Consider the following 12,433-nt stretch of genomic DNA (forward strand, 5'->3'; position numbering starts at 1 on the left):
ACCTATGCCGACATTTTATCCATGCAATCTGACTATGTTAGGTAAAGTTTGTCTAAGACGCAATGACTTTTTGTTTTTTCAGACCGAACGGGCGTTAAAGTCTCAGCTGGGGCAGCCATAATGGCACTGTTTGCTGGTTTTAAGCGTGTTTACAGTCAGTAACAGCGAATTTTGAAGAGCTAAGAGGATTGGGGCTTATGTAGCATATTAGTAGCCATAACTTGAAGTGAAGGCGCAAAAATAGCATTTATATTATAGACCGATGTTTGTCATGTAATTTATAGAAGTAAACGGTATAAACGATACAGTATAAATGATGAAGTATTGAGGTGGCCTATATGAACAATCCTGATGATCGCTCTCCTATTGAGCATAAGGGGAGAAGTCCGCAAGCGAAAAAACCGATAGCCATGATGTCATGGGTTATTTTGCTCATTGGTTTGGCCGCGATTGTTTTTGCTATTTATAGTGCGCAGAATCTAACAGAAGAAGAGCCCATAGAAACCATCACTCGCGAGGGTGTGGTCACGCAAATCCAGCAGCTTAATCGTTTGCATACCGTTGCGTTTAGTGTCGATACCGTGATTACAAGCGAGCGTCCCGGTAGCTGGATGAAGCTGTGGCAGGATGAACAAAAAGGCTTGTTTATCGCTCGTGGGCGGGTAGAAGCGGGTATTGATTTAAGTACGTTGACATCTGAGATGGTACAGGTAGTACCGCCTGCTGAGGCTAACACTGATGTAGACGGAGAGCAGGTAGCTGACAGCGGTACACCAGCCTCAAGCATGCCAAAAATCAATATTACCTTACCGCCCTCAGAGATATTCTCCGTGTATTTGGATGATATTGAGGTTTATGATTGGCAAACGGGCGCTTTTGGCCTGATGCAAGTCGATCCAAAAATCTTAGCACAAGCACAAAGTATGGCCAAAAAAGAAGTCCTAGAACGGGCTTGCCGAGGAGACGTAATGAATATGGCGCTACAAAACGCGCAAACGCAATTGCAGCAGCTGTTTGCTTTGACAGGAGCCGTGGTAACAGTGACCAATCAGGGGGCAGGGGCGTGCCAAATGCCACTGACCGTGTCGGCAAATGGTTAAACCTATATATAGCTAACACGGCTAATCGTACTTGTTTAAATTAATTGTTATTTTTTAAATTCTGCGATAGCAAGCTGGCGTGCTTTTTTATGCTCGACCATGGGCACAGGGTAGTCAAGGTCGGCAAATTGTCCCCCTTTACCGAGCGCCTTGCGGAGTTTGTCTTCGGAGTGCAAGACATTGGTAGGGATGCTCTTTAGTTCAGGTAGCCACGTCTTGATAAACGTCCCGTCAGTATCATGGGTCTTAGCTTGGCTAAAGGGATTCATAATGCGGAAATAGGGCGCAGAATCCGTACCAGTCGAGGCGCTCCATTGCCAGCCGCCATTGTTGGATGCAAAGTCACCATCGATGAGCTGCTGCATAAAATAGCGCTCACCCAAGCGCCAGTCAATGAGCAAATCTTTAGTCAAAAACATCGCTGTGACCATCCGCAGGCGATTGTGCATAAAGCCTGTTGCATTGAGGCAGCGCATGGCAGCATCGACCAGTGGCACACCCGTTTTTCCCACACACCAGGCTTTAAAACTCTCCTCATGGTATGACCAATTAATTTGTTTGTCCGTTTCATCCTTGTAGGCTTGGTGGCGGATTAGTGCTGGCTTATCGACCAGTACATGACGATAAAAATCTCGCCACGCAAGCTCGCTGATCCAGCGGTTGATATCGTCATTGTCGCCATCATTACCGTGAAGCTTTTCTTGTACTTTGCTTGCTTGAACATAGCAAAGTCTGGGGCTGATTGCCCCTATCGTGAGATAGGCAGATAGTTGACTGGTTGCCTGTAGGCTAGGCATATCGCGACTCACATCGTAATCATTGATATCTTCAGCAGCAAACTCCTCTAACCGCTGGCAAGCAGTGGCCTCACCAGCAGGATAAGCATCTCTTGCCTGAGTGAGCTGTGCTTCCATATTGACATGCTGTAATGCTTCCGTACTTTGCAGTGTTTTTTGGTAGTCATTCATGACCGCTCTACCGAGATTTTCTATCTCCTTAACAGAGCTTGCACTGTTTTTTGCTAATGTTAACTCATCGTTTTGTTTCTCATTTACCCCTGCTGCTGTATGTAGTTGTAGATCGCTTACGTCCAACGTCTGCCGCCATTTTTTATAAAACGGAGTAAATACTTGATACATGCTATCGTCATTGGTGGTAATGCTTTGCGGTGGCAAGATACATTGGTCATGCCAACGGACAAATTCGATATCGTCTTTTGTCAGTCGCTCGTTTAATTGTTCATCACGGTTGATTTCATTGCCTTCGTACTCGTGATTGGTCATGATGCAGCTGATGGCATTGTCCTTACATAAGGTAGTTAGCGCATCTATACAGTCCGAAAAACTGAGACAGACCTGCACTATTAGCGTGACATTCAATTGCTCTTGTAGGTGTTGTGCAAGTAGCGGTAAGGTACGAGAGATATGGTCAACCTGTGCAAGTGACATGTCATGGGCTTGCCACTGAGCGGGCGTTAGAAAAAACACCGCGCTGAGCTGAGCGTTGTCTGCGTTTGCCCGCTCACACAAAGCCGCTAGGGCGGTATTATCATGAATTCGCAGATCACGACGAAACCACATCAAATAATGAGGCGGATTTACGCTTGTATTTTTAGCGTTGCTATCAGTGTGGTTAGCCGTTGCTGACGCGGTCTTAGACATTCAAGTCGCCTTATGTCAATCATAAACAAAATTAGGAATAAAAGTATGCTAGGATAAGTTTTTGGATGCAATGGATTTGCCATCTGATTAACAAATTATCATATTTACTTGGTAGCGCTAGCGATTGGCATTTTTCGCGAGTCCGTTTAACCCTGTCATGCTAAGTTTCTTATTTAAGGTCATGTCATGCACGTTAAGTTTTGCGGTTTTACCCAGCTTAGTGATATTCATACTGCTGTACAATTGGGTGTGGATGCGGTCGGCTTGGTGTTTTACCCACCAAGTCCGCGTGCTGTCACGCTTACGCAAGCAAAGACGCTAAGCGCGGCGGTGCCTGCTTTTGTGAATGTGGTGGCGTTAGTGGTTAATATGCCTGAGGATGAACTGGTTGATTTGGCCAATCATGTACCTTTTGACCTCATTCAATTTCATGGCGATGAGACGCCTGAGCAGTGTGAGCAGCTGGCAAGCATGGTCAATAAGCGCTGGATCAAAGCGCTGCGTATCAATGCTGATCAGCATACCACGGCTAGCGTGCGCGCCCAGATTGATCAGTTTGCCGCAGCAGGGGCGAGCAGTATTTTACTCGATGCGTATCATCAGCATAAATATGGTGGTACTGGCGCACGTTTCGATTGGAGCTTGATACCAAAGGACAGCGCGCTACCCATTATCTTAGCGGGTGGACTCGATGCCGAAAATGTCGCGGCGACTTTAGAGCTGCCTATTTATGCAGTCGATGTCAGCGGTGGTATCGAGCAGGACAAAGGCAAAAAAGACACCGCCAAAATGCGCGCCTTTATGAAAGCAGTCAAACGCGATCGATGGCAAAATGAGACGCTTAGCGTACCTTCGAATCTGAGTAGCTAGCTTTGTATGACCGTTACATAGCCAGTTCCTTAAACCGTTTTCCCCATATTTATACTAAAAAATACCACTTATTACAGTAGGAATTATCATGAGTCATGTCACGAACAAAGATCTACCTGCCACTGCGCAATCTGTCAATACTTTTACCAATCCTGAAAACGTAGCCGACTTCAACCAATATCCGGATACGCGCGGACATTTTGGTGTACACGGTGGTCGTTTCGTCTCCGAAACCTTGATGGCTGCGCTTGAAGAGCTAGAGACGCTCTATACCAAAGTGAAAGCCGATCCTGCGTTTTGGGAAGAGTATCACAATGATTTGGTCAATTATGTCGGTCGTCCAACGCCGCTGTACCATGCCAAGCGTTTGAGTGATGAGATTGGCGGCGCGCAAATTTACTTTAAGCGTGAAGATCTCAACCATACAGGTGCCCACAAGGTAAATAACACCATCGGCCAAGCACTGCTTGCCAAAATGTGTGGTAAAAAACGTATCATCGCTGAGACGGGCGCAGGACAGCATGGCGTGGCGACAGCAACAATTGCGGCACGTTTAGGGCTAGAGTGTATCGTTTACATGGGCGCGGACGACGTTGAGCGTCAAAAGATGAACGTCTATCGTATGCGCTTGCTTGGCGCAAAAGTTGTCCCTGTCACGTCAGGCTCACGTACGCTCAAAGACGCCATGAACGAAGCGATGCGCGACTGGGTCACCAATGTCGATAGTACTTATTACATTATCGGTACGGTTGCAGGCCCCCATCCTTATCCGCTATTAGTCCGTGATTTTCAGGCGATTATCGGTAAAGAAGCGCGGATTCAGCATTTAGAAAAAACGGGTAAATTACCGGATGCCCTAGTCGCTTGTGTCGGCGGGGGCTCTAACGCCATTGGTTTGTTCTTTGACTTCCTAAACGACACCGACGTTAAAATGTATGGCGTTGAAGCAACGGGTGATGGCATTGAGTCAGGTCGTCATTCCGCGCCACTGGCTGCTGGTCGTATCGGCGTGCTACATGGCAACCGTACCTACCTGATGGCAGATGATGACGGCCAAATTCAAGAGACGCATTCTATCTCAGCGGGACTCGATTATCCCGGTGTCGGCCCTGAACACAGCTTTTTAAAAGACATGAAGCGCGTTGAATACGTTGGCTGTACTGACAAAGAATCACTAGAAGGCTTTCATGAGTCCACGCGCAAAGAAGGCATTATCCCTGCACTTGAATCAGCTCACGCAGTCGCTTATGCCTTAAAGCTGGCTAAGACGATGACACCTGATCAGACCATTATCGTCAATATGTCAGGTCGCGGTGATAAGGATCTGCATTCGGTGATGAAGGCAGAAGGGATTGAGCTGTAGCAGCGACTACTTTTGCACGCTTATCCAATCTATTGCTTATAAGAAAAATTGCTTAGCGCCCTTTGTTAGTTAATAAAGGGGCAAGCAAGTAAGCTCATTTATATGAATTAAGAGACTCCTATGACCCGAATTGAAAGCACGTTTGCAACCTTAAAATCACAAAACAAAAAAGCCCTCATTCCTTATGTGATGGCGGGCGATCCTAATCCTACGACGACCGTAGACTTGCTCCATGATTTGGTTAAGCACGGCGCGGATATGATCGAGCTTGGCTTGCCGTTCTCTGATCCAATGGCAGATGGTCCAGTTGTCGCCTTGGCGGGCGAGCGTGCCTTAGCAGCAGGGACCAGCACCCGTGATGCCCTAAAAATGGTCGCAGAGTTCCGTCAACAAGACACGCAAACGCCGATTATCTTGATGGGTTATCTTAATCCAGTGGAGATTATCGGTTATGATAACTTTGTCGCCTTATGTGAGCAGTCAGGCGTCGATGGTATCTTGATGGTGGATTTACCACCAGCAGAGGCGGGCAGCTTTACTCAGCATTTGACTGAACATTCGATGAATGAGATTTTCTTACTATCGCCAACGACTTTGCCTGAGCGCCGTGAGCAAGTATTGACCCATTGCGGCGGCTACATCTATTATGTGTCTTTAAAAGGCGTGACAGGCTCAGCCACGCTAGATACGGATGATGTGGCAACCCAAGTTCAAGCGATTAAGGCAAAAACCGATTTGCCAGTGTGTGTGGGCTTTGGTATTCGTGATGCGGATTCGGCCAAAGCGATTGGTACTCATGCAGATGGCGTGATCGTAGGGAGTGCCTTGGTACAGAACTTTGCTGATATAGATGCTAACGATGCCGATGCTGTCGCAAGCGCTCAGCAAAAGATCATGACTAAGATGGATGAGCTGCGGGCGGCACTCGATAGTTTAAGTGCTTAACTTTCAGATTATATGAGTATGCGGCCTTATTTTTTAGAGGATCAATAGTCAAGTTAAGGTGCCGTCACATTGTTTATAAAGACAGGGGCAAATGACTTTGCTAAAGTTAGTTTACGTGTGTAAACTAACCTCACATATAAATTGTTACAGTTGCACGTAAGTGTGCCTTATAACTGCTCATGTTATGACTGTATGTGACTCTTAAATCTACTCTTAGGGACAAGTGAATGAGCCAACTTGCCGATAAGCCTTTGATAATGGCGAATAATATGACTGATACGATGACAAAACCCGATTCTAACAACGATAGTGCTGCTAGTCTTGAGCAAAATAACAAGACGGCTGGACAATCATGGTTTAATCGCCCGATACCAGGGATCAAGCAACAGCTGACGGCACCATTGACTGCGGTTGAGACCGAACCGTCAACGGAATGTAGCAGCTGCCACTCCATGATTACCAATACGGCGCTGATTTTTAACTGTTATGTGTGCCCACATTGTGACCATCATTTACCGATGAGTGCTCGTGAACGCTTAAACTGGCTACTCGATCAAGTAGATGGGGAGATTGGGCAAGAGTTTACCGCCAAAGATCCGCTAAGCTTTGTGGACAGTAAACCCTATCCACAGCGTATGACGGAAGCACAAGAGAAAACAGGCGAGAGTGAAGCACTGATTGTGATGCACGGCAAATTGCGCAATCTAGATGTGGTCACTTGTGCCTTTGATTTCCGTTTTATGGGTGGCTCTATGGGGTCAGTGGTTGGCGATCGTTTTGTCCAAGCGGCCGAAAAAGCCCTTGAAGACAAAGTCCCTTTAGTGTGCTTTGCAGCCTCGGGCGGTGCCCGTATGCAAGAAGGTCTGCTGTCATTAATGCAAATGGCACGAACCGCTGCCGCCATTGAACGCTTGCGCTTAGCTGGCATACCTTATATTGTGGTATTGACCAATCCTGTTTATGGTGGTGTGACGGCTTCTTTGGCCATGATCGGCGATATTCACTTGGCAGAACCAAAAGCGATGATCGGCTTTGCTGGCAAGCGCGTGATTGAACAAACCGTCCGTGAGACGTTAGAAGAGCCGTTCCAACGGGCAGAATTTTTGTTAGAGCATGGCGTGGTTGATGAAGTGGTGCATCGTCATCAGTTGATAGACACGATTTACCGTCTATTGGCCAAGTTATGCCGTGTACCGAATGTTGACGCTCAGTAGATAAAAGCGTCTATTACGGTATGTATAACGGTTTCTTGTCGTGCTAATATCTATCGCATAGGTAACACTAACGAATAGCATTTATCGTCAATCACGGTAAATGCTATTTTTTATTGTTATTTAGCTCGTTATACTATTTTAAGCTTTTATCAAATTTGAGCTTTTATCAAAATTTTTATATAGGTTTTGTCCATGTCTGATTCTTTAACTTCTCGTACTCATAGCCCCAATAACGAAGCCAGCCTAACTGAGTGGCTTGATTATATGCAGCAGATACATGTCTCTGCGATCGACATGGGTTTATCGCGAGTATTGCCAGTCGCTGAGTCGCTAGGCGTCGTGCAATCAGCGAAGGATGACGCCTACGTATTTACGGTGGCAGGTACCAACGGCAAAGGGTCAACCACCGCCGCTATCGCACAGATGTGTCAAGCTGCCGGTTATAAAACCGCTCTGTATCAGTCGCCGCACCTGAGTGTCTTTAATGAGCGCGTGCGTATCAATGGCGAGATGGTCAGTGATCAGACGTTGATTGATGCTTTTAGCAAAGTAGAGTTGGCACGGTTAGAATGCGCGTTGACCCTATCGTTTTTTGAGATGACGACGCTGGCAGCATTACTGATATTTGCTGAAGCAGACTGTGATGTTTGGGTGTTAGAAGTAGGCTTGGGTGGCCGTTTAGATGTGGTGAATATCATCGATCCTGACATGGCAGTGATTACCAACATCGGCATCGATCATGTCGATTGGCTAGGCGACAATGTTGAAGACATCGGTCGCGAGAAAGCGGGTATCTTACGTGAAGGTATTCCCTTAATTTACGGTACGACAGCGATGCCAGATAGTGTGCAGCAAGCCATCAATAAGCATAAAGCGACTTGCTACCAGTTTGGGCAAGATTTTAGTTACCGCGAAATCGACGCAAAAACGTGGCAGTACAGTAATGCCGCTGTCACGATGCAACTACCACGGCCCGCACTGTCATTGACCAACACCGCCAACGCGCTGTCAGCAGTATTGGCAAGTTCGTTAAATGTAGACACTCATGCGATTGAGCAAGCGTTACAAACGGTCAAGTTAGCCGGTCGCTTTGACTACCGTGAAGTGCAAGGTCGTCATTGGCTATTGGACGTGGCGCATAACGAACAAGGCGTTGAGTTTTTACTGGCACAGTTGTTACCTTTTTGGCAGCAGCATTTAGTAAAACAAAACAAGCACAACCGCCACGCTCATATCGCGCCGCCAAAGATAAAAATGCTGTTTTCAATGCTAGGTGATAAGGACATCAATAAAGTCGTGCAGTGTTTGACCGAAGCAGATCTGCCAATTAGCGACTGGTTTATCGCTGAAATTGACTATCCGCGTGCTGCAAGTACCGAGCGTCTGCAAAGTATCTTAGCTGAGTATGTGGATGGCGCTCAGATACATGAGTTTGAGGGTTTGCAGGCAGCGACGCAGGCGGTGATAAACGCCAGTCAACCACAAGATCTCATCGTGGTCTGTGGCTCTTTTCACACGATTGGAGAGGCACTGGCTGCTCTTGAGGTAGCGTGATTTAAGTTAAAGTAGCTGCTATTTCATGTGAATTTTAGTGATAGGATGATGGCAGACAGCATGAAAAATATGCTTTATAATCAAAGTGATTTAGCAGACTGGTATTAGAAAGTCGGTATAAATTCTGCGAACGAATAGACGAAACCGACGGCCGTTACTGCAGATTAAAGCTATCTATAGTATAGTTTTGAGACGATAGCTGCGGCGCTCAATCAACCTTATTACCAACTAAGAGACGTAAACGGATGAACTTTTCGAGACAAGCCTTATTGGGCATTGGGATGATTATAGGCGGTAGCGTGATGCTATACGCAATGGTACAACAGATTGGTGATAGCAATAAACCTGCGCCAACGTCAGCGATGATAGAGAAGCCAGATACCGAGCAAGAGTTGCCGCAGCCACTGACGACTGACATTGAGACTGAAAAACGTATCCTCGCGCAAAAACAAAGAGAACGTGCCGCTCGCGTTGCCGAGCAAGAAAGGCGTGCTCAGCAGTTCTTAACAGAGCAAGAGGTTGCTGAAGCGCAAGCATTAGCAAAAGCTCGGGCGGAAAGTCAGCAGTATGTCAAAAATATCGCTGCGGTAAGTGAGCAGAGTGACAGTTCAGCAGAGGAAACAAACACGGAAAAGAATGGCAAAAGTAAGGAAGTGCAAGATGCTGAGAAGTTGGTTAAAGCCGCCGACGATGCAGTGAAAGAAGCCAAAGCGAAAAAGCAGGCAGATGAAAAGCAACAGGCTGAAGCAAAACAGGAAACAGCCACTGCTGAAAAACTAGCAGAAAGTAAAAAACAAGCAGAAGCAAAGAGACAAGCTGACGCTCAAGCTGCGGCTGAGAGGAAAAAAGAGGCAGCGGAGGCCGCTAAAAACGAGCCACCAAAATCGCCTTCTGAGTATCAAGTCAAAAGAGGGGATGGGCTCATTAAACTGGCTAGACAATACAACATGCCAGTTGAAGTCTTGGCTCAAGCAAATAATATCTCACCGTCTACCTCACTACAGCTGGGTCAAAACATAACTATTCCGTCGCGTGATCAAGTGCAACGTCTAGAGCGTGAAGCAGCGGCGGCTGAGCAAGCACGTGAAGAAAAGCGTCAACGAGAAGAAGCGCTAGCAAAGAAATCTGCCGATGCTAAGCGTGATGCCCAGCAAAAACTCAGCGAGGCACGCAAAGAAGCGAGAGAAACGGATGCCAAAGGTAGCTTTGGAGTGCAAGTGGCATTAGCAGATAATCAGGCCAAAGCGGACGCACTAGCAAAAAAACTCCAAGCTGCGGGCTATCAAGTGAAGACCAGTCCTACCAGTCGCGGTGTCCGAGTAATCGTGGGGCCTGAGCGCGGTAAAGTGGCCGCATTAGCCCTAAAAGATAAGATTAATAGCGATCCTAAAGTCAATACGACCAACGCTTGGGTGCTTTACTGGCGCTAAAGTACAGATGCGGCAATTGTCATCAAAGGCTTATATTTAGATAAATAGGAGCGCTTTTATGAGGTTGGTCTGACTTTTTATTTCCTAACTATCAAAACACGACATCTACTGTCGTGTTTTTTGTTTTATAGTTTGCTGATTGGCGCGTGTTTGGTTACGATGAGCAGCATTTTTATTCTCTCTTTTTATATAACCTGTCAGCCTACAAGGGCTGCCCTGTTGTGATCAGTTAGTGATCTTAATAAGGTCGTGACGTCTAGCCGCTCACTCTCATATTGTATAAGGTAAAACCATGTCATTTGGCGTTATATTTTTAATATTGGCCGTTGGATTTTTAGGGCTGATTACGTTACCCAAGCTGTTATCAAAACGTCAAAGCACTGAGCCGGACCCAAAGCCAGTTCGCGGCGATGAGCTGGCGATTTGGCCGTTTGCGCCAATGCCCATCATGACCGATACGGAAGTGATTTTTTTTAATAAGCTCAAAAACGCCCTGCCGGAATATCACATCTTTGTGCAAGTTCAGCTGTCGCGGATCATTGAAGCCAATAGTAATGAGACATCCGAGCGTAGCTTTTGGTTTAACCGCATCTGCCGTCAGAGCGTCGATTATGTAATCGTGGATGTTGATGCACAGACCACGCTAGTGGCGATTGAGCTGGATGATTGGACGCACAGCAGTAAAGCGCGGCAAAAGGCTGATGACAAAAAAGATAAAGCCCTGGCGAGTGCAGGCATTGCCATCGTCCGTTTTCACGCTGAGCGTATGCCCAGTGCGGATATGCTCAGGTATGAGCTGATGCAAGTGATTGAAACATATTGACGGTTTTACGAGTGCATATTAAAAACTGTCGTGAGCTTGGCCGCGCTGATGGGGGTAAATAACGATGGGTCTATCACCTTCAAAGTACAATCCTGTTTTGAGTGACTCGTTATCAGAGTAGATGAGTGGCGATGGATGACCATCATCGCGATCGTAAAAGCGGCGTTTGCTAAACCATTCAATATAATGTGCAGCTCGTAATGTGGTCGTATCAATCGTAGCGAGGTTAACCGTATCATTTTTATCACACCACTCATGTATTGGGAAGCTGGGTTGTAGCCAAGCGGGCCAATCATAGCGGCCAAAGTGTTTGGTGTTTATGGGTAAAAAGAACCGTCCTTTTATAACGCCATAACGCTTATCAATTTTGATTTGACCTCGATCCTCAGTATCTACCCACACCGCTCGAAATTGCTTGGTTTGCATATGGGTCATTTTACGCTGTAGATTGTCATTGGAATTAATACCTACCCAGTTCACAGGTTCAAACGGGGCTGAGCCCATAAAAAACTTAATGGCCAGCTCCCAATGCTCGACAAGCTGCTCTTCATGATTGTATAAAATCAAATCAAGCTCGCCGGTTGTCTGTTTGCCGTTGTACAGTTGCACGTTGTTAGCCAACGTTTCGTAGGGATGCAACTGACGCGCAAAACCATCCTCTAGCCAAAATGATAATAATCCTTCAAAGTGAAAGCCCAAGCGATTGGGACTGGGACGCTTGAGTAAATAGCGGGTGAGCGTCTGGTAGGCAGTGGTGGTGTCAAGCTCTTCTAAACGCTGTTGGTACGCTGCAAACTGTGCTTGCCAGAAGCTTGCACTATGTACTTCAACCTTATGCGTATTTTGATGCGGCGAAAAGTCCAGCCACGTCGTTAAGACATTGGGGCACGCCAGCACATACGCCAAATCACGCACATAAGGTCGTCGGTAACGCTCCCAAGGTGCGTCATCTATAAGCGTAGAGACAGGCTTGGCAATAGGCTCGGACATAGGATAAACCATCATAATGGGCAAGCATTTACCCTAACTGCTCACCTAATAAAAGTCTAGTTATGGTGAGTATCAGTCAGGGCAGTGTATGCGCTGTCGCTATGAGGGAAGGGCAGTAGTGATGTGATAAATATAAATACTGATATCGGACGGTGAGAGTAAGTAAGGTAATAGAATGCTGAGTATTATCTTGATTATTGGTAATAACCATTTTGATGAATTTCTGGATGCGTTATGCGGTGGTTGGTTGTTCTGGGTCATTGATTTAGCTCCATGTAGTGATTGAGCCTTAGCAGTGTGCTACGGTTTACATGGGCTAGATTAATATTAATTAAGAGTAATAATAAGATGACGCTTCTAGAAGCGTAAGGGGTGCATGATAAAACGATTATATAGTTACACTTGTTTACATGTGTCTTTATACTTTTGAGCGTATCCCAGATTCTGTGTAACTGCCATTTAGATTAAATGCCTGCTAATACG

Annotated in this window: 10 protein-coding genes; 8 read left to right on the plus strand and 2 right to left on the minus strand. The window is 46.3% G+C overall.

The features are described 5' to 3' along the window. Positions 1–338: 338 nt before the first annotated feature. Positions 339–1,100 carry a DUF4230 domain-containing protein gene (locus JFC06_RS11065; protein WP_198335090.1) on the plus strand — a complete coding sequence of 254 codons (762 nt, stop codon included), beginning with the start codon at positions 339–341 and terminating at the stop codon, positions 1,098–1,100. Positions 1,101–1,147: 47 nt separating this feature from the next. Here JFC06_RS11065 and JFC06_RS11070 read toward each other — a convergent pair whose 3' ends face one another. Then, a complete protein-coding gene (locus tag JFC06_RS11070; RefSeq protein WP_198335091.1) occupies positions 1,148–2,761 on the minus strand; it encodes a cryptochrome/photolyase family protein in 1,614 nt (537 codons plus the stop codon). Between the two features lie 186 nt (positions 2,762–2,947). On the opposite strand from JFC06_RS11070, the gene JFC06_RS11075 reads away from it, so the two are divergent. The 7 genes from JFC06_RS11075 to JFC06_RS11105 all read left to right on the plus strand — a co-directional run bounded on the left by JFC06_RS11075 (position 2,948) and on the right by JFC06_RS11105 (position 10,960). Then, a complete protein-coding gene (locus tag JFC06_RS11075; protein ID WP_198335092.1) occupies positions 2,948–3,631 on the plus strand; it encodes a phosphoribosylanthranilate isomerase in 684 nt (227 codons plus the stop codon). Positions 3,632–3,719: 88 nt separating this feature from the next. Beyond that, positions 3,720–4,994, plus strand: coding sequence for a tryptophan synthase subunit beta (trpB, locus tag JFC06_RS11080; RefSeq protein WP_198335093.1), 1,275 nt, complete (start codon positions 3,720–3,722; stop codon positions 4,992–4,994). A 120-nt stretch (positions 4,995–5,114) separates the two neighbouring features. After that, positions 5,115–5,939, plus strand: coding sequence for a tryptophan synthase subunit alpha (gene trpA, locus JFC06_RS11085; RefSeq protein WP_198335094.1), 825 nt, complete (start codon positions 5,115–5,117; stop codon positions 5,937–5,939). A gap of 257 nt (positions 5,940–6,196) precedes the next feature. Then, positions 6,197–7,153 carry an acetyl-CoA carboxylase, carboxyltransferase subunit beta gene (gene accD / locus JFC06_RS11090; protein WP_198335100.1) on the plus strand — a complete coding sequence of 319 codons (957 nt, stop codon included), beginning with the start codon at positions 6,197–6,199 and terminating at the stop codon, positions 7,151–7,153. Positions 7,154–7,345: 192 nt separating this feature from the next. Beyond that, complete coding sequence (gene folC / locus JFC06_RS11095) at positions 7,346–8,707, plus strand: bifunctional tetrahydrofolate synthase/dihydrofolate synthase (protein ID WP_198335095.1); 1,362 nt, start codon at positions 7,346–7,348, stop codon at positions 8,705–8,707. 245 nt (positions 8,708–8,952) lie between these two features. Continuing rightward, positions 8,953–10,137: an SPOR domain-containing protein gene (locus JFC06_RS11100; RefSeq protein WP_198335096.1), complete on the plus strand. Its 1,185-nt coding sequence runs from the start codon at positions 8,953–8,955 to the stop codon at positions 10,135–10,137. Positions 10,138–10,429: 292 nt separating this feature from the next. Further along, positions 10,430–10,960: a DUF2726 domain-containing protein gene (locus tag JFC06_RS11105; protein ID WP_198335097.1), complete on the plus strand. Its 531-nt coding sequence runs from the start codon at positions 10,430–10,432 to the stop codon at positions 10,958–10,960. Between the two features lie 18 nt (positions 10,961–10,978). On the opposite strand, the gene JFC06_RS11110 is transcribed toward JFC06_RS11105, so the two are convergent. After that, positions 10,979–11,950: a DUF1853 family protein gene (locus JFC06_RS11110; protein ID WP_198335098.1), complete on the minus strand. Its 972-nt coding sequence runs from the start codon at positions 11,948–11,950 to the stop codon at positions 10,979–10,981. Positions 11,951–12,433: the final 483 nt, after the last annotated feature.

The organism is Psychrobacter namhaensis, assembly GCF_016107545.1.
In the GTDB taxonomy this organism is placed as follows: domain Bacteria; phylum Pseudomonadota; class Gammaproteobacteria; order Pseudomonadales; family Moraxellaceae; genus Psychrobacter; species Psychrobacter namhaensis.